16 protein-coding genes and 2 tRNA genes are annotated in these 18136 nt (G+C 42.1%); 1 reads left to right on the plus strand and 17 read right to left on the minus strand.

All coding sequences use genetic code 11. The annotated features are described in order from the left end of the window. Positions 1 to 850 precede the first annotated feature (850 nt). The 12 genes from D0T84_RS02325 to lysS all read right to left on the minus strand — a co-directional run bounded on the left by D0T84_RS02325 (position 851) and on the right by lysS (position 13309). Positions 851 to 2146 carry an inositol-3-phosphate synthase gene (locus tag D0T84_RS02325; RefSeq protein ID WP_163305533.1) on the minus strand — a complete coding sequence of 432 codons (1296 nt, stop codon included), beginning with the start codon at positions 2144 to 2146 and terminating at the stop codon, positions 851 to 853. Between the two features lie 264 nt (positions 2147 to 2410). Beyond that, on the minus strand, positions 2411 to 3136 hold the full coding sequence (locus tag D0T84_RS02330) for an HAD family hydrolase (protein ID WP_163305536.1): 726 nt from the start codon (positions 3134 to 3136) through the stop codon (positions 2411 to 2413). Between the two features lie 9 nt (positions 3137 to 3145). Then, entirely contained in the window at positions 3146 to 4063 is a 918-nt protein-coding gene (locus D0T84_RS02335; RefSeq protein WP_163305539.1) for a CDP-alcohol phosphatidyltransferase family protein, read from the minus strand. 75 nt (positions 4064 to 4138) lie between these two features. Then, positions 4139 to 5011 (minus strand): hypothetical protein, encoded by an 873-nt coding sequence (locus D0T84_RS02340; RefSeq protein ID WP_163305542.1) that lies wholly within the window; start codon positions 5009 to 5011, stop codon positions 4139 to 4141. 33 nt (positions 5012 to 5044) lie between these two features. Then, positions 5045 to 5740, minus strand: a complete 696-nt coding sequence (locus tag D0T84_RS02345; protein ID WP_163305545.1) for a sugar phosphate nucleotidyltransferase — start codon at positions 5738 to 5740, stop codon at positions 5045 to 5047. Positions 5741 to 5773: 33 nt separating this feature from the next. Then, a complete protein-coding gene (pdxA, locus tag D0T84_RS02350) occupies positions 5774 to 6859 on the minus strand; it encodes a 4-hydroxythreonine-4-phosphate dehydrogenase PdxA (protein ID WP_163305548.1) in 1086 nt (361 codons plus the stop codon). Between the two features lie 86 nt (positions 6860 to 6945). Beyond that, a complete protein-coding gene (gene rlmN, locus D0T84_RS02355) occupies positions 6946 to 7998 on the minus strand; it encodes a 23S rRNA (adenine(2503)-C(2))-methyltransferase RlmN (protein WP_163305551.1) in 1053 nt (350 codons plus the stop codon). A gap of 31 nt (positions 7999 to 8029) precedes the next feature. Then, complete coding sequence (locus D0T84_RS02360; protein ID WP_163305554.1) at positions 8030 to 8521, minus strand: hypothetical protein; 492 nt, start codon at positions 8519 to 8521, stop codon at positions 8030 to 8032. A 65-nt stretch (positions 8522 to 8586) separates the two neighbouring features. After that, a complete protein-coding gene (locus D0T84_RS02365) occupies positions 8587 to 9933 on the minus strand; it encodes a glucose-6-phosphate isomerase (protein WP_163305557.1) in 1347 nt (448 codons plus the stop codon). Between the two features lie 87 nt (positions 9934 to 10020). Then, complete coding sequence (locus D0T84_RS02370) at positions 10021 to 10407, minus strand: GxxExxY protein (RefSeq protein ID WP_163305560.1); 387 nt, start codon at positions 10405 to 10407, stop codon at positions 10021 to 10023. 63 nt (positions 10408 to 10470) lie between these two features. Beyond that, a complete protein-coding gene (locus D0T84_RS02375; protein WP_163305561.1) occupies positions 10471 to 11469 on the minus strand; it encodes an NAD(P)H-dependent glycerol-3-phosphate dehydrogenase in 999 nt (332 codons plus the stop codon). 94 nt (positions 11470 to 11563) lie between these two features. Next, positions 11564 to 13309 carry a lysine--tRNA ligase gene (lysS, locus tag D0T84_RS02380; RefSeq protein WP_163305563.1) on the minus strand — a complete coding sequence of 582 codons (1746 nt, stop codon included), beginning with the start codon at positions 13307 to 13309 and terminating at the stop codon, positions 11564 to 11566. 527 nt (positions 13310 to 13836) lie between these two features. Here lysS and D0T84_RS02385 point away from each other — a divergent pair. Continuing rightward, positions 13837 to 14475 carry a hypothetical protein gene (locus tag D0T84_RS02385; RefSeq protein ID WP_255495136.1) on the plus strand — a complete coding sequence of 213 codons (639 nt, stop codon included), beginning with the start codon at positions 13837 to 13839 and terminating at the stop codon, positions 14473 to 14475. Positions 14476 to 14787: 312 nt separating this feature from the next. Here D0T84_RS02385 and D0T84_RS02390 read toward each other — a convergent pair. The 5 genes from D0T84_RS02390 to D0T84_RS02410 all read right to left on the minus strand — a co-directional run bounded on the left by D0T84_RS02390 (position 14788) and on the right by D0T84_RS02410 (position 17098). Next, positions 14788 to 14871 (minus strand) — tRNA-Leu (locus tag D0T84_RS02390). 8 nt (positions 14872 to 14879) lie between these two features. Further along, positions 14880 to 14952: transfer RNA gene (locus D0T84_RS02395), tRNA-Gly, on the minus strand. Between the two features lie 104 nt (positions 14953 to 15056). Beyond that, positions 15057 to 15506, minus strand: a complete 450-nt coding sequence (locus D0T84_RS02400; protein WP_255495137.1) for a hypothetical protein — start codon at positions 15504 to 15506, stop codon at positions 15057 to 15059. A gap of 59 nt (positions 15507 to 15565) precedes the next feature. Further along, positions 15566 to 16495 carry a tRNA epoxyqueuosine(34) reductase QueG gene (gene queG / locus D0T84_RS02405; protein WP_163305567.1) on the minus strand — a complete coding sequence of 310 codons (930 nt, stop codon included), beginning with the start codon at positions 16493 to 16495 and terminating at the stop codon, positions 15566 to 15568. Positions 16496 to 16507: 12 nt separating this feature from the next. Beyond that, positions 16508 to 17098, minus strand: a complete 591-nt coding sequence (locus D0T84_RS02410; protein WP_163305569.1) for a hypothetical protein — start codon at positions 17096 to 17098, stop codon at positions 16508 to 16510. Positions 17099 to 18136: the final 1038 nt, after the last annotated feature.

The following is an 18136-nucleotide window of genomic DNA, read 5'->3' on the forward strand; positions in this document are numbered from 1 at the left end:
AAACGGGATGTTGTCCGAGCCGCAGGCGAGTTTCGTCCCGTTTAGCCGGCAAGCCGTTGGTGGGTCGCCGAGGGACAAAGCACTAGCCTTTTGCTTCCTTTTGGGCAATGCCAAAAGGAAGGACAAGCCCGGGAGGGCGCGACAGTAGGGAGCTGCCACTAATGTATTTAGCCTAGGATAGCCTTTATGTAAAAAATAAAAGAACGTTTAACTTATCAACTCCTGATTGACATTATTAATGCGAATCGAGGGTTGAAAGACATAGTAGCTTATTGCCCCGAAGGGACTGAAAACAGCGAAAAACAGTCCTATTCGCCTCCTACGGTGACGGTCTGTTTCTTTCGGCTTTTTCCACGGGTTTTACCCGTGGTTATCCATATTAGACCGCTTCGCGGACTTAGAACCCTGACTGTAGCTAAGACAGCAGATTGACTTATAATATTATAATTCGCATTATTAATGCCAATCAGGATTTGAGAAATGGCTTGAAAAGCCAAATCTTCATAACCGCGGGTCATCGACCTGCGGAAAAAGGATGGGCAATATCAGCTGTCTGAAAGACAGGACATACTGTGTGTCCTGCCGCTTCGGGCAGGGGGAGTGTAATTGTCCCTTGCTGCGTAAGCTACGCTGCGCTTGCATACGGTTATGAAGATTCTGCCTTTCAGGCAGGTGTTGAGCTGCTTTTAACCCCTGATTCGCATGATTAATAAAACTCCGTGAAATAAGATTTGACGATGTGAATATGAGTAAAACTCCCATTACTCCGTGGTTAAATGACTTCATTTTAAACAAGAAAGGCTGTCCCTTGAGGAACAGCCTTTCTCATATATAATAAAAGATAGGCACCTTAGTCGATGAAATCAACTGTTTCTTCTCCAATCATCTTGCGAAGCGTATTTTTCAGCTTCACATATTGGATAAACAGGTCATGCTCCGCAATCTTATCAGGAGCGTGCATAGGGCTCTTGAAGTAGAATGACAGCCAGTCTTGTATTCCGCTCATACCTGCACGTTTGGCCAGGTCGGTGAATAATACAAGGTCGAGGCAAAGAGGAGCGGCAAGAATAGAGTCTTTGCAAAGGAAGTCAACCTTCATCTGCATCTTGTAACCTAACCATCCGAAGAGGTCGATATTATCCCAACCTTCTTTATCATCGTTGCGAGGCGGGTAATAGTTGATACGAACCTTGTGGTAAACATTACCATATAGTTCAGGATAAAGTTCAGGCTGAAGGATGTTGTCGATAACCGAAAGTTTAGATTCTTCCTTCGTCTTGAATGAACCCGGATCGTCAAGTACTTCTCCATCACGGTTGCCAAGAATATTGGTAGAGAACCATCCGTTAAGACCAAGCATACGGGTTTTGAACATTGGAGACAATACAGTCTTCAGCATGGTCTGGCCTGTCTTGAAGTCTTTTCCGCAGATAGGAGTCTGGGTTTTAGCTGCCAGTTCCCACATTGCAGGAATGTCTACTGTCAGATTCGGCGCGCCATTGATATATGGGATTCCCATAGATACACAGGCATACGCGTAAATGTTGGACGGAGCAATGTCTTTGTGGTTTTCCTTCAATCCTTTTTCAAGCGCAGCAAGTGATTTGTGAACTTCGCCAAGCGGAGTGAATACTTCGGTACTACCACACCAGATAACTACCACACGGTCGCAATTGTTCTCTTTCTTGAAGTTCTCGATGTCTTCTTTTACCTGTTCCATCAAGTCCCATTTGGTAGGAGCTGATTTTACCCATGTGCCATGCAGACGTTTTACGAAATCCTGATCAAAAACAGCTTTCATCGGTTTGATCGCAGACATTTCGTCTTTTACTTTATCTAAGTCGTCTCTTGTTAAAACATCGGCGTGTTTTGCTGCTTCATACGCATTGTCTTCAAAGATGTCCCATCCACCGAAAACAACATCATTTAAATCTGCCAGAGGTACGGCATCTTTAATTTTAGGGAAGCGGTTTTCTTCTCTTTTTCCTAAACGCATTGTAGCCAACTGAGTAATTGACCCTACAGGAACACCTTGTCCTTTGCGTGTTAACAACGTTCCTGCCATGAATGTTGTAGCAACGGCTCCAACACCAACAGTTAGAATACCAAGCTTTCCATTGGCTTCTTTCACTTGTACTTTTTCCATTTTGTTAAATTAATTTTTAAAATACACTGCAACCCGCAGCAATCCTTTAAACCGGGGACTAAAAGAGATTTAAAGATTTAGAAATTTAAAGATTAAATAAATTATTCTTAATTCTTTTTAGTCCTATATAATAAAATAGCTTCAGTCGAAAATCCGTTTTATTTTATTCTCCCAACCCGGGCTTTTCTGCCATACAAGCGACATCCATTATTAAACCGGAAAGTCGTACTGACTCTACAATATTACCAAAGTATTCAAGTTTTTTCAATCTAATTGAAAAGCAGTCTTCAACTCCATGAAGTCTGTTATAATAAGATCTGCCGTAGCATCTTCGTCATCGTCTCCCCAGCCCGGACCTTTCAGCCAGATAGTCTGGCATCCGTTTTTAGAGGCGGGGACTATGTCTTTCGAATAAGAATCGCCGACAACGACAATCGACGAACCGGGCAATCCCAGTTTGTCTACTCCCAGACCAAATATGGCCGGATCGGGTTTCCTTACACCTACAACGGCCGATTCGATAATATCATCAAAATATCCGAGTAAGCCAAAGTCATCCAGTACGGCTTGTACATTTCCGTAGAAGTTAGAAACCAGTACCATGGGATAATGACTTTTCAGTGCGGTAAGTATATCTACTTCTTCTTTTATCAGATTTTTGACAAAGGTATAACATTGATTGGAAATAGCAATACTATAAGTTTTTGTTTTATCGTTTTCTTCCAAAAAACCTTTATCTATAAGGTAGCTGACTTGTAGTTCGACTTTCTTTTTCAGTAAAATATGAAAATTATCCTGTGCCCCAATAACAGGGTGTGTAGCCAGATAGCGTTCGCCGTAGACATAAGCCTCGCGGAACTGTTCTTTGGTTACAGGTACCTTTTGGTATTGGTATGATTCCCATAGTACTTCAGCCCAGTGCTTTCCGTTACTGTCTATTGTCCCTCCGTAGTCGAAGATAATTCCTTTTACTTTTGTTAAATCGAACATGTCTGTGAATTAATTATATTTCCCGTCTTTAATATCAGCAATGAAACCCTTACATATCTTCTCGTGCCGTGTTACCATATATACAAGCAGTATATTGAGCACAGTGAGCTCAAAAACGAAGTATAGCCACGGCCAGCCGATAAGTATAGATATAAACAAGGCTATAGACCGGGTATTGAATGAAAGTATATTCGTGTATTTCATCAGGGGAAGGCTCTTCGCTCTGAAATCGGCACGGAATGTATCGGGGGCTACTTCGCCGAATTTCTCTTTCAACAGTTTAAATAAACTCTGGAATCTGGGAGATCTGTTTTCCTGATCGGTGGTATAATTACGATAAAAGAACAATACCAACTTTGCGCCGAAGTCGTTTTTCCATGAAAGTTTATTGAATTTTTCAGTCAGTTCCGCAGAATTGTCGAGTTCGCTTCCCGACTTGCCTTTGAGGAACAACAGGTGTATATTGCGGTAATAATCCGCCATTTCGGCCTGTTTGGAGTGGAAGTATCCCGTAACGCATGCCAACACCCATATCCAGCCTCCCCATTCGGGGTAGAGGCGCGTGCAGATAGCGATATAGATAGAGGCAAACCACAGGTTTCCCGCAAAACCGTCCAGCACGCGGCCTAAAGCGGAAAATTGCTTTGTCATGCGGGCGAGCTGCCCGTCGGCACTGTCGTAGGAGTTTGCCCATACAAGCAGGAAGATGCCGAGTAAGGATATCCAGATATTGTCAAAGTAGAAACAAATACCGGAGCCTATACCCAGAAAAATACTTGCTATTGTAACAGCGTTAGGGGTAACACCCATTTTCTGAAACAGTAATGCCCAGCGATAGCCAATCGGACGATAGAAATATATATCGATAGTTTCTTCGGTGTCCGTCGATTTTAGTGTAGACTCAAGTGTCGGTTGCTTATTCTCCATTGTTTATAATAGTTGACAGTGGACAATGGCCAGTTGAAAGTGAAGAACTAGTTGTCAACTTTCAACTGTCCATTGTCAACTGTTAATTAAATCCCGTTGAATCTGTTTATGGATACATTCAGCGATTTTAGGCGCAGCCTCGTTCCGGCATGGGGCAAAACTTGGCCAGTCGTTGAAGTCTATGATCTTGAATGAGCCGTCTTCGGCGACAACGCAGTCTCCTCCGTATACTTTCACATTAAGTATTTCTCCGGCCTTGTCACAGGATTCTTTCAGTACTTCTACATCGAAAGGAAACTCATGGGCTTGCCCGTTTATTTTTTCAAGGCCGAATTTGCTATGGCTCAGATCGTAAGGGTAGAACCAATAGAAGAAATCGGTATCGGCTACTCCATAGAATTTTACTAAGTCGCCTACAAGGTGTTCATTGATTACCGCATTGGGTATGTCACGCAAGGCAAATTCCTTTAATATTGATTTCACCTCGGGTATATTACGTGCGTATGTAACATCCTCACGGTGTATCGCGTGCGAATCGCCTCTTTTGATCCAGAAAGCTTCGGCTCCCATTTCCTTTAACCCTTCGGAGGGGTCATCCGTTACATCGATGATCACACTCGCCGGATATGGGATGTTGTTCTCCAACAGCATGCGCGTCATGGCTTCACGGGTACAATTCTCGATGCCTGTTCCCGGATTTATGATTATCGCACCATTCCTTTCACATTTTTTCAGTTGCCTGATGGTGGTTTTGTCACGAGCCATATTAAAGATATACCGCTCGTTTTCTTCACTTAATATAAATTCAGCTTCTGTATATTCCCTGACGTCGTAGTCCATGTTTCTCAGGCATTCGGCAGTAAGACTGAATATCATTCCATCGTTACCGATGTGATTTGGCGAAAATTTAGTTTTCCTTTTTATTCCTGCTATTTTTATTTTTGACATAATGTGTAGAGTTCCCCTTACTCTGTTTATATGTTAGTTAATTAAGAATTGTTCCGCTTTTTTTATATCCTCCGCATGGTCTACATCTACTATTTTTGCAAAAGGATGTGCTTTCAGTTGCAGCTTATCGGCTACTAACTGCCGTTGGAAATTGCGCATACGCGACTGCCCCGACTGCAGGCATGCCTCTAATGTGTCTATCGCTTTCGGAGTTAACCCATAGATTCCTCCTGATATATATCTGCAGTTTTCGGACTGATCGAGAAAGCCGGTGATAGTCATTACATCGTCCACATCAACATACAGCGGTTTCTCATCATCGATGAAGTCTGTCACTGCCATCATACCGTCACTTTCCGAATCGTTGATGAAAGCCTGGATATAGTTTGAAAATTCTTCTTCCTTGAAGATTGTATCTACAGTTGTCAAACAAAATTTACCATCCCCTAAGAAATCCCGGAGTTCAAAAAAACTGTGCATGGAACTGGGTGTGGACTTTACCACAACATTGAATGGTATATCTAATTTCAGCTTTGCCAGATATTCTTGTACCTGTACCATTTCTTCGTTAACAATAATGCTGATGGATGAAGCATCATTCTTCTGAAAAATATCAATTAACCGATGGATCATTTCGGTTCCGTTCAACTTAACCAAAGGCTTTGGTAAAGTAACTCCTTCTTGAGCGAGCCTCGAACCTTCTCCGGCGGCAATTATAGCGTAATTCATATTTTTAACTAATTTTTAACAAAATATAAACGGTTATTCTCCATCCTCTTTGGTCAGATCGATACTCTCATCACCGCCCCTTTCCACATATAGTTTCTTCAGAGGATTGGTATAGGCCTTATCGTATTCCATCCTGTTGTTGAATGTATCGATTGCCATATATATGGCCTGACGGAAAGACTCTTCGGAGGCTTTATTCTGCCCTGCTATATCGTAGGCTGTACCGTGTGCAGGAGACGTGCGCACCACCGGCAACCCTGCCGTAAAGTTTACACCATCTTCCATTGCCAGTGTTTTGAAAGGGGCAAGTCCCTGATCGTGATACATGGCCAATATACCATCAAAATGTGAAAATTCTCCCGATCCAAAAAATCCATCGGCCGGATATGGTCCAAAGCATAATATTTTCTTGTCCTGCAATTCTTTCAGGGCAGGGGAAATTATCTCGTTCTCTTCGTTTCCGATCAGGCCGTTTTCGCCGGCATGGGGATTCAGGGATAGCACCGCAATGCGTGGCTTGCCTATGCGGAAATCGCGTTTCAGGCTTCTTTCGAAGCGTATAGCAGTATCTATTATTTTTTCTTTGGTAAGTACCTTCGGCACTTCCAACAACGGAATATGTCCGGTCACAAGGGCTACACGAAGCGATTCTTTCACAAGAATCATCAGGCTTTTGTCTCCATCTGTGCCGAAACGTTCTTCCAGATATTCGGTATGTCCCGGAAAATGGAAGTCTTCGCGCTGTATATTGTGTTTATTGATAGGTGCGGTTACTAAGACATCTATCGCTCCGCTCTTAAGGTCGGCAACGGCTTTCTCCAGAGACTGGTAAGCGGCTTCTCCGGCAACAGGTGTCGATTGCCCCAGTTCTACTTTGGTTTCCTCATTGATGCAGTTTACGATATTTACTTTGTTTATTATAGCATCTTTCGCATTGTTTATCTGGTTGAAAGCCACAGTCTGCAATTCCATCGCCTTACGATGATATGCGGCAACTTTGGCCGAGCCGTATATAACAGGGATACAAATTTCCGCCATACGGATATCCGCAAAGGTTTTCAGTATAACTTCGTATCCAATGCCATTTATATCACCTTGTGTAATTCCTACTTTTATCATAATTGTAGCCCCCTCAACTCCCCAAAAGGGGAGCTACAGAGAGGATATTTTAATTAGTTATTATAATCAATTTTCTTTCCATCTGTTTATAAGTCCCCCTTCGGGGGATTCAGGGGGCTGGAGCCTCGTTTTGAGGACAACATACCACATGCCGCAAAAATATCCTCGCCCCGCGATGCTCGTATAGTGCTGGTTACTCCTTTCTTTGTAAGGTAATCGCGGAAAGCTTCCATCTTTTCCTTTGTTGAAGTTTTCAGGTCAACATTGGGTATAGCATGAAAACGAATCAGGTTTACCCTGCATTCGATTCCTCTAAGCATCTGTGCCAACTCTTTTGCATGCAGCAAAGAATCATTAAAATTGTCAAACATTATATATTCGAAGGACAACCGCCGTTGCTTTGTCCAGTCGTATTGCCTAAGTAAATCCATAACCCCGGTTATTGGGAATGCCTTCTCGGCTGGCATAATGGATAACCGCTGTTCCTTTTCGGGACTGTGGATGCTGATTGCCAGATGGGCATTGCTCTCGTCCAGAAAACGTTTCAACTTAGGGGTTACACCTGTAGTGGAAACCGTAATCCGTTTCGGACTCCATGCCATACCATAGTCGGCAGTCATTATATCGAGTGTCTTTTTCAGTTCTTCGTAGTTATCCAGAGGCTCACCCATTCCCATAAAAACCACATTGGTCAGCTTTTCGGCTTCACGAACCGAATAGAGCTGATTCAGTATTTCATTGGCCGTAAGGTTTCCATTAAAACCCTGTTTGCCTGTCATGCAAAAAAGGCAGTTCATCTTACAGCCTACCTGCGAAGATACACAGAGCGTTGCCCTGTCGTCTTCGGGTATCATCACGGATTCGATTAATTTATCTTTTTCCGTTTTGAATAAATATTTTACTGTACCATCTACAGACTGTTGAAATTCGAGGGGATTATATCTGCCCACATCATATTTCTCTGACAACAAAGCCCTGTTAGCAACAGAGATATTTGTCATCTCGTCTATCGATGTTACACGTTTTTTATAAACCCAGTCTGCAATCTGCTTTGCTGCAAACCGAGGTAAACCGCACTCACCGATGACTCCATAGAGTTCATCCATAGTCATTCCAAGTAAGTGTTGTTTTTCCGTCATTATTGTAAATTAAAAAATTATCTCAAGTTTATTACATTAAAACAGTATAGTTATGAGGCGCACTCTGATTAACCTCAACATTATCAAGCATATTGAACAATAACATAATTGTATTGTCATTTTTGCCATCAAATCCGGCATTTGCTCCATTCAATATATTAAATATGAATCCAAAAGGAGGGCAACAAAACTTCCCATGAGGCGACACAACAAAAAACGCTGCATATTCTTCATCTTCTTCACGCAAACCCTGCCATTTCCAGCCATAAGTTTCACATACGGCCATACCCCATGCCGAACCCAATGTTATTGAGATATCCTTCTTCTTTTGCTCATCATAACCATTTATATCTCCAGAAAGGAGAAAATCCACGTATTCCCGGATTTTCTTAACAATTTCTTTCTGATTATTATTTTTATTTATAGACAGAAGTTCTAGTGCTTTACTTTCTTCTTCGAGAATAGCCAACCTGATTTCTTCATCTATATCATTCACTTCTATAAAAGTTCCAGTATCTGTCATAAGCTGAAAATTATTAGCTAATAGCCGCTAAAAGCTAACGGCTAAAAGCTAATCGCTTTATTGTATTACAATCTTTTCTTAATTTCTTCACTTTCTTTTTCAAAACCCGGTTTATCCAACAAAGCAAACATATTCTTCTTATATGCCTCTACTCCTGGTTGGTCAAACGGATTTACACCCAAGATATATCCACTGATACCGCATGCTTTTTCGAAGAAATAAAGCATCTGACCAATACTATATTCATCCAATTTAGGCAGTTCCACTTTAATATTCGGTACACCTCCGTCTACGTGGGCAATCTGAGTACCAAGTTCTGCCATTTTATTCACGAAATCGACACGTTTTCCTGCGAGGAAGTTTAGTCCGTCCAGATTTTCTTCATCCGTTGGAACTGTCAATGTTTCGTTTGGCTGAGCTACGGAAATTACAGTTTCGAAGATTGAGCGCTCACCTTCCTGAATCCATTGACCCATAGAGTGCAAGTCGGCAGTAAAATCAACAGCAGCGTTGAAAATTCCTTTGTTATCTTTCCCTTCACTTTCGCCATAAAGCTGTTTCCACCATTCTGCGATGTAGTGGAGTTTAGGATTGAAGTTGGCAAGAATTTCTATTTTTTTGCCTTTCTTATACAACTCGTTACGCGTAACGGCATATATTTCTGCAATATTTTTCTCGAACGGCACAGACGGCTCTGTTTCTTTTTCCATGTATGCTGCACCTGCTACCAGCTGACGGATATCAATACCTGCCAAAGCAATAGGGAGTAAGCCGACAGGGGTCAGCACAGAGTAACGTCCGCCTACATTATCAGGAATTACATATTTCTTAAAGCCTTCTTTTGTAGCCAGCGTGAACAGTGCACCGCGGGCAGCGTCGGTAATGGCAACAATACGGTGTTTTGCTTCTTCTTTGCCCACAGCTTTTTCCAGTTCGGCTTTCAGTATGCGGAATGCCAGAGCCGGCTCTGTAGTGGTTCCCGATTTGGATATATTGATGATACCGAAAGATTTTCCTTTGAGGTAAGCCAGCAGCTCAACAAGGTAATCTTCGCCTATATTGTTTCCGGCATACAGGATAACCGGATTTTTACGGTCTTTTTGCAACCAGTCGAAAGCATTGGACAAAGCATCGATAACTGCCCTTGAACCCAGATAGCTACCACCAATACCTACCAATACAATTACTTCGCATTTAGCTTTCAGTGCAGCAGCAGTATCTTCAATATCTTTAAGCTGCGCATCTGTAATTGAAGAGGGAAGATTTAACCATCCTAAAAAGTCGTTTCCTTTACCTGAACCATTGTGCAACGTTTCGTTACATTTTTTTGCAAGTGCAGCCTGAGCGTTGATATCAGCCTGGCTTATAAAGCTTAATGTTTTGCTAATGTCTAATTTGATAACCTTATCCATTGTTCTTTATTTTAATATTTATTCTATTCTTTAATTCTTTTTGTTACACTGAGAAACTCTGAGTAGACACTGAGGCACACTGAGAATTTACATTATATATTTCTTTAGGCCATTCTTTAATAATGTGACGTTAAAGTTAATAAGCAGCCCTACTTTTTTATCCGAAAATTTTAAATAAGTTAGAATTTGGGCTTCATGAACAGGATTTAGTACATCTACGGATTTTAACTCCAAAACGACTAAATTTTCGACTAAAATATCTATTCTATAGCCACAATCTAGCTTTATCTCTTTATAAACAACGGGTAAAGCCTTTTGTCGTTCAACTTTTAACCCTGCTTTTTGCAATTCATAAGATAAACATTCCTCATAAGCAGATTCCAGTAATCCCGGTCCCAACAATTTATGTACTTCTATTGCGCAACCTATAATTTTACTTGTTAACTCACTATATCTATAACTATTATCTATCATAATCTCAGTGGTTCTCAGTGTCTACTCAGAGTTTCTCAGTGTAACCTTCGATATATTATTATTCTATTTCAACACCTGTTCTCTCAAAGTTTTCACTTCCAGTCGTGCCGGAGAGTTTTCATATAAAATACGATATACCATCTCTGCAATAGGAATATTTATATTGTATTTATCATTCATTTCCCTTATACACTTAGAACCAAAATAACCTTCGGCAATCATTTCCATCTCCACCTGTGCCGCTTTTACGGAGTAACCCCGTCCTATCATCGAACCGAATGTACGGTTGCGGCTAAAACTGGAATAGCAGGTCACAAGCAAATCGCCCAGATAAGCGGAATCATGGATATCTCTCTCGATCGGGGAAACGGTATCTACAAAATACTTCATTTCGGCAATGGCATTCGACACCAGTACTGCCTGAAAATTGTCGCCATACTTTAATCCGTGGCAAATACCCGAAGCAATAGCATAAACATTCTTCAAAACGGCAGCCAACTCTATGCCTGTCACATCATTGGATACAGATGTGCGCACAAACCTGTTGTTGAATACCTGCGATATAGCTTGTGCTTTCTCTATATCGGCACATGCTATGGTAGGATATGTCAATCGTTCCAGTGCTATTTCTTCGGCATGACAAGGCCCACCTACAATAGCCATATTTTCGGCAGGTACATTATAGTATTGAGTCAGATAGTCTGTTACCAGCAGATTTTCGGGAGGAACTATTCCCTTGATAGCCGAAATAATAAATTTATTATCAAGTTTTGTCTCCAATTTTTCAAGATGGCTCTTGAGAAAAGGGGAAGGCACGGCAAGAATCAGGGTATCCGATTCTTCCACCACCTGTGTAATATCCGAATAGAATGTAATCCTGTCCAGATTGAATTCTACTGTTGAAAGATAAGACGGATTGTGCCCTGTTTTCTTAAAATCCGCAATCTGTTCGGGACGGCGCATATACCAGTTGATATGCTTCTCGTGGTTGAGCATAATTTTAGCGAGGGCCGTTGCCCACGTACCGCCACCCAATATTGCTATTTTACCCGGAAAACTCATATTTTTGCCACCCCCTCCTAACCTCCCCAAAAGGGGGAAGAAAATGGAAGCAGGGATTTTATTTATTTTTTAATATTCATTATTTATGGCTTGCTTAGGCCTCTCCTTTTGGAGGAGTTGGGGAGATGCTCCAACCTCCTATTTCTTCGGCAGAAGGTAAAGTTAAATCCAATTTATATTTTTTATTGATTTCGCCTATATCCTGGCGTATCTTCTGCGGATTTACACCTCCCATACTTTCTACCGTGAAGTATCCGGCTTTTTGCAGAACAGGCACCAACTCTTCGGCTATTCCTAGTTCTGTATATTTTGTTACAGCATCTTTCTTCTGTACTTTTTCGGGGCGCATCTGCGGGAAGAACATCACTTCCTGAATACTTTCCTGTCCGGTCATAAACATTACAAGCCTGTCCATACCAATACCGATACCACTTGTAGGAGGCATTCCATATTCGAGGGCACGCAGGAAATCCTGATCGATAAACATGGCCTCGTCATCCCCTTTTTCAGATAGTTTGAGCTGGTCTTCGAAGCGGATACGCTGGTCGATAGGGTCGTTCAATTCCGAGTAAGCATTAGCCAGCTCCTTACCGTTCACCATCAGCTCGAAACGTTCGGTCAATTCTGGGTTATTACGGTGCTTCTTCGTAAGCGGCGACATTTCTATCGGGTAATCGATAATAAAGGTTGGTTGTATATAGTTGCCTTCGCATTTTTCGCCGAAGATAGCGTCTATCAGTTTGCCTTTGCCCATCGTTTCGTCCTGCTCAATGTCTAATTGTTTGCAAACATCACGAAGTTGGTTTTCATCCATCCCGCTTATATCAACGCCTGTGAAATGCTTGATAGAATCTATCATCGTAACACGCGGATACGGGGCTTTATAATCAATTTCTTTGTCACCCATCTTTACCTTTGTGGTTCCATGCACATCCATGCAGATTTTCTCCAACATCTTTTCGGTGAAATCCATCATCCAGTTGTAATCCTTGTAGGCTGCATAGAACTCCATTACGGTAAATTCAGGGTTATGAGTCCTGTCCATACCCTCGTTGCGGAAGTTGCGGGAAAATTCATAAACCCCATCGAATCCGCCTACAATAAGGCGTTTCAGGTAGAGTTCGTTAGCTATGCGCAGATATAACGGGATATCGAGTGCATTGTGATGTGTGATGAACGGGCGGGCAGTGGCTCCTCCCGGTATGCTTTGCAAAACCGGTGTATCCACCTCGATATATCCGTGTCCATTCAGGTATTCACGCATCGAATTGAATACTTTGGTACGCTTAACAAATGTATCTTTTACATTTTCATTTACTACCAGGTCTACATAGCGCTGGCGGTAGCGTTGCTCTGGATCGGTAAAGCCATCGTAGGTCACCCCGTCTTTCACCTTTACCACAGGAAGCGGACGAAGCGATTTCCCCAACACGGTCAGTTCTTCGGCATGCACCGAAATTTCACCCATCTGTGTGCGGAATACGAATCCCTTGATTCCGACAAAGTCGCCTATATCGAGCAGTTTCTTAAATATAGTATTATAGAGGTCTTTATTCTCGCCGGGACAAAGGTCGTCGCGGGAAATGTAGACCTGAATACGTCCTTCCGAGTCTTGCAACTCCATAAAGGATGCTTTACCCATGATACGGCGGCTCATAATACGACCCGCTATGGAGACATAACGTTTGTCCGCATCATCGCTAAAGCTATCTAAAATCTCCTTCGAGTATGCATTCACTTCATACAATGCAGCCGGATACGGCTCTACTCCTAACGCTCTTAACTCATCGAGGCTTTGTCTGCGAATGATTTCCTGTTCGCTTAATTCCAATATATTCATTATTAATCTATCTTCAGATTTTAGAGGTCACAGACCTGTTTATTACATTTATATACGTATTCTACTGCTTACATTCTAAATACACGACACACTTCGTGTAAGAATAACCCCGCAAAGTTAAAAAATATAATGAAAAACCCACATGCTATTTTTTACTTAAATTGAAAGTAAGGTAATTATATCCTCAACTTTTAACAGGAAAATGAAAAATAGGATGTAAAACATTAAAAAAGAGAATTATATTTTGTTTCTTTGGGTACTTCTTTTTTACAAACTAAGAGCCTGTTTAAATTTTAGCGAAAATTTTTATTACAGGTTCAGGTCAATAGTTCTTAGCAATTTTTTTATGCTCTTTTTAGCGTCTTTTTGGCTCCGCCGATTTTCAATTCCCTTTTTACTCTTGGTTTAGCCCGCTAATTAGCTCCGTTGACCGTTGGTTCTGCTAGTAAAAATGATAAAAGACGCTAAAAATAGCTATAAAAAAGATTTGCTATAAAATTTAAACAAACTCTAAAATAACTTTTGAAATGAAGAAATATATACCATTGCTTGCTTTTCTTGCTTTATTTCTGTTGACTCAAAGTTGTCAGGCTCCTAAGGAGCAAAAGATTGTTGTTCTGAAACTGGACGATGTAACAGCCGGAGATAATGGCGAAATCGTTTCGTCCCGCTGGCAACGTGTGGCCGATTACATCGAAGGGAAGAAAATCAAAGCCGGGTTTGGAATCATCGGCTTTTCCCTTGCTGAAAACAATCCGGAATATTTCAAGTGGATTACCGACCGTGCGGGCAGAGGGTATATAGAATTTTGGAATCATGGTTACTATAACCGCACAAAGGGGGATACTATCGGAGAATTTGAAGGCACTTATGACCAGCAACTCAGAGCCCTTCAGCTGACAGACAGTCTCGCAAAAGCAAATCTGGGGCTACAGCTAAATGTGTGGGGCCCTCACTGGACTTCGACAAACCGCGATACCGACAAGGCGTTGTCTCAACTTCCCCAGATAAACATGACTTTAGGAAGCCCTAGGAACCCGCGCCATTTTAAGGGTTATGTAATGCCTCATAATCTGGATATGGAGTATCCGGTTCATAATCCTAACTTCGATGAGTTTCTTAAGGCTTATCGTGGCAGGTGGAATGGCCTGGACTATTTCTACTAACAAGGGCATCCTAACAGTTGGGACGATGAAAAATGGGATAATTTTGTAAAAATCGTTGAGTTCCTCGAATCGGAAAATGTAAAGTTTGTAACCCCTTCGGAGTTTTTGGAGATGAGAGGAAAGGAATAACTCTACTTTACTTCCTTTTATCCAATCTATGCCGTAAGCGAATCTTTCAACGCTAAAACAAAAGCATCAAGAAGTCAATTCAGAGGAGTAGGGGATAGAATCCGCTGAGCCTTCTTATGTCAATCAGCACACCTCATAAAACAACAAAACCCTAATAACCAGATGATTAAAGGGTTTAGATTGTACTCGGAGCGGGACTTGAACCCGCACAACCGTAATGGTCACAAGATTTTAAGTCTTGCGTGTCTACCATTCCACCATCCGAGCGGCCTGTGAGCGAAAGACGGGATTCGAACCCGCGACCCCGACCTTGGCAAGGTCGTGCTCTACCAACTGAGCTACTTTCGCAATAATCCTATCTGAGAAGCTATAATCCAAACACTTTGGAAACCATTCCCATTTAGCGAGTGCAAATGTAAAAAATGTTTTCCTTTCTACAAAGTATATTTTCATTAATTTCTGCGTGTAATAAGAAAAACGCCATCGCCTGTATTGTAAAACTGGGCATAATAAATTTGCAGACCATCTTTCGATGGGCCGGACTTTACATTGCCTACACCATTGAATATTTCAAAGACACTCCCACACTGGGGACACTTGGCTGTACCGTCTCCCTGGGCAGCAACCCTTATGTCCCGGCGTTTTTCGTTCGGGCAGCAAAGGTCGTAAGCGTACAATTGATATGTGGTAGAAGTAATGGGCACCGCACTGCAAATTACAAGCAATCCGGAATACCCAACCCTGTCGGTGGAAAGCCGGGGCTGCGTAAATGTCTCCGAATTATTGGGAGTTCTTAAATTCTTATCGGGGGATTTTATCAGGCTAACTTCAAAATGTACAGGTTCCGCAGGAACAGTATTTAGACTCTCATCCTTGCTGCAAGACAACAAACTGAAAGTCAAACTTAATATTATGAATATACACCTTATCTTTCTCATTATATCAAAAACGTTACAAACAATTAAATATTATTCCTACTTTGCTTCAATGCTTCCAGATTCCTTTTCAGTCCGGTATATTTAGCACGTTTTACGGCGGAACCTTTAAATATCTGCTGGTATTCCTCTACGGTGAGATTCTCCAGCTTCCCGTACGATAAATCCAGAAATGCCTGCGACGGATCAAATGCTTCGGTCTTATGTGGCCGGGCATATCTGTTCCACGGACAGACCAGCTGGCAAATATCACATCCATAAAAGCGGTTGCTCAGCCTCGGAACTATCTCTTTATCTATTTCCCCTTTGTTCTCTATCGTCTGATACGAAATGCATCTGTTGGCATTCACAACCTTAGGGCTTACAATAGCTTGTGTAGGGCAGGCATCCAGACAGCGCCTGCAATTGCCACAAGATAAACTCAGCGGGGAGTCGTATTCCAGTTCCAGGTTGACGACCACTTCGCCCAGAAAGAAATAAGAACCTTTCTTCGGTATAATCAGTAAAGAATTCTTCCCTATAAAGCCAAGGCCGGCTTTGGCTGCCCAGTAACGCTCCAGTATGGGGGCTGTATCTACAAAAACACGTCCCTCCGTAGCCGGTTCCAGCCCCTTTATATAGTCGAACAATTGCCGCAGCCTGTCCTTTACCACATCGTGATAATCCTTGCCGTATGCGTAATAAGCAAACTGAGGATGTCCTTCCGGTTGCTTTGTGCGCGGATAGTAATTCATCGCCACACATATAATAGAGCGTGAATTTTCGACCAGCAGAGCGGGGTTGCTGCGCTTGTCCACATTCTGCGCCATATAACCCATATCCCCATAGTAGGAATCTTCGATCCATCTGTTCAAATGTTGCCGTTCATCAACATCCACAGGCTCGCAACGGCAAATGCCACAGGCATCAAACCCTAGGCTGTAAGCATAATCTTTTATCTGCTGTGAAAGTGTCATTGGCGATCAACCTCACTTCTGGTATCTGTCAACACGCTTTATGCCAAAATATTCATAAATACTTGGGTCGGCATAAATCTCTTCTTTGCTATTCTTATTTCTGAATACAACAAAGTCGTGGTCTTTAAACCAGCCGCTTTTCACTCCTTTATGCATGTTATTACCAAAGAGATATAGCTTCCCTTTCTTCGGTTTCGCTTCCCATTCTTTGTCCATTTCAAACCTTTTGAGCAGGTAACTGCCTACAGACGCAGTAAAGGCGGCATAACCGACACAATTGGCATCTCTGGTAATCATCAGCTTTTGCGGGTCACTATATTGCGCGTCGATGGAGAAATCAAGCATTCTGGTTGTGATTTCCTGAGACAAATCCACAATCTGCTCGATATCAATATTCGCGTCCAGCGATTCATCATTCGGTAGGTTTTGGTTTATAAACATGGCCAGGCTATCATCCTTTATATCATAAGACTTTCTGCCTCCGGCATCTTCATACTTCACAGCCATGCGGTAGATATTACCCCTGAATAAAAAAAGTAACGCCAAAACCACTATAGTAGCAGCCACAACTTTCAGTAAGGTACTCTTGGTTTTCTTTTTCATGTTTCTATCATTAAAAAGTTACAACATTGCAAAGATATAAATATTAGTTACAAGTAATAGGATACGGTTTATTCTTTAATCCTCTTAAAAGTGACCTCGCCGGTTTTAACGTTCTGTTTCCAGAATATGTTAACTATTAACAAGTAGCACTTCTCATCCTAACCTAAAAAGTGACAAATGCAATCGGGCTGCACTGCAAAAAAGTGACAATAGTGACACTTTTTTCATTACTTTTCCCTGTTACCTTTTCCCTCCAACTATATCAAAGAACGCTCTATGTCCCGGAGGGACTGAACATGGATAACCACGGGTAAAGCCCGTGGCAGGGACTGACTGAAAAACGATGTCTCCGTAGGAGGCAAATAGCGAAAATCAATCCCGTTCGCCTCCTACGGAGACGGTCTATTCTTTTCAGCTTTTTCCACGGGTTTTACCCGTGGTTATCCGTATTAGCCCGCTTCGCGGACTTAGAACCCTGACTGAAAAAACAGAAATAACAGGCTACTGCAAAAAAGTGACAAAGGTGACTTTTTTCATTACTTTTCCCTGTTACTTTTTTCCTCCGATTATATCAAAAGAACGCTCTATGTCCTGAAGGGACTAAACATGGATAACCACGGGTAAAACCCGTGGCAGGGACTGACTGAAAAACAATGTCTCCGTAGGAGGCAAATAGCGAGAACCAATCCCGTTCGCCTCCTACGGAGACGGTCTATTCTTTTCAGCTTTTGCCACGGGCTTTACCCGTGGTTATCCGTATTAGCCCGCTTCACGGACTTAAAACCCTGACTGTAAAAACAGAAATAGGAGGCTGCTGCAAAAAAGTGACAATAGTGACACTTTTTTCATTCCTTTTCTCTGTTACCTTTTTCCTTTGATTATATCAAAGAACGCTTTATGTCCCGAAGGGACTGAACATGGATAACCACGGGTAAAACCCGTGGCAGGGACTGACTGAAAAACAATGTCTCCGTAGGAGGCAAATAGCGAGAACCAATCCCGTTCGCCTCCTACGGAGACGGTCTATTCTTTTCAGCT

It is taken from the genome of Dysgonomonas sp. 521, from assembly GCF_010501055.1.
In the GTDB taxonomy this organism is placed as follows: Bacteria; Bacteroidota; Bacteroidia; order Bacteroidales; family Dysgonomonadaceae; genus Dysgonomonas.

Coding starts and splice junctions, on each gene's coding strand:
- D0T84_RS02325 (WP_163305533.1), bottom strand. CDS start 2,146: ATGGAAAAAGTACAAGTGAAAGAAGCCAATGGAAAGCTTGGTATTCTA.
- D0T84_RS02330 (WP_163305536.1), bottom strand. CDS start 3,136: ATGTTCGATTTAACAAAAGTAAAAGGAATTATCTTCGACTACGGAGGG.
- D0T84_RS02335 (WP_163305539.1), bottom strand. CDS start 4,063: ATGGAGAATAAGCAACCGACACTTGAGTCTACACTAAAATCGACGGAC.
- D0T84_RS02340 (WP_163305542.1), bottom strand. CDS start 5,011: ATGTCAAAAATAAAAATAGCAGGAATAAAAAGGAAAACTAAATTTTCG.
- D0T84_RS02345 (WP_163305545.1), bottom strand. CDS start 5,740: ATGAATTACGCTATAATTGCCGCCGGAGAAGGTTCGAGGCTCGCTCAA.
- pdxA (WP_163305548.1), bottom strand. CDS start 6,859: ATGATAAAAGTAGGAATTACACAAGGTGATATAAATGGCATTGGATAC.
- rlmN (WP_163305551.1), bottom strand. CDS start 7,998: ATGACGGAAAAACAACACTTACTTGGAATGACTATGGATGAACTCTAT.
- D0T84_RS02360 (WP_163305554.1), bottom strand. CDS start 8,521: ATGACAGATACTGGAACTTTTATAGAAGTGAATGATATAGATGAAGAA.
- D0T84_RS02365 (WP_163305557.1), bottom strand. CDS start 9,933: ATGGATAAGGTTATCAAATTAGACATTAGCAAAACATTAAGCTTTATA.
- D0T84_RS02370 (WP_163305560.1), bottom strand. CDS start 10,407: ATGATAGATAATAGTTATAGATATAGTGAGTTAACAAGTAAAATTATA.
- D0T84_RS02375 (WP_163305561.1), bottom strand. CDS start 11,469: ATGAGTTTTCCGGGTAAAATAGCAATATTGGGTGGCGGTACGTGGGCA.
- lysS (WP_163305563.1), bottom strand. CDS start 13,309: ATGAATATATTGGAATTAAGCGAACAGGAAATCATTCGCAGACAAAGC.
- D0T84_RS02385 (WP_255495136.1), top strand. CDS start 13,837: ATGAAGAAATATATACCATTGCTTGCTTTTCTTGCTTTATTTCTGTTG.
- queG (WP_163305567.1), bottom strand. CDS start 16,495: ATGACACTTTCACAGCAGATAAAAGATTATGCTTACAGCCTAGGGTTT.
- D0T84_RS02410 (WP_163305569.1), bottom strand. CDS start 17,098: ATGAAAAAGAAAACCAAGAGTACCTTACTGAAAGTTGTGGCTGCTACT.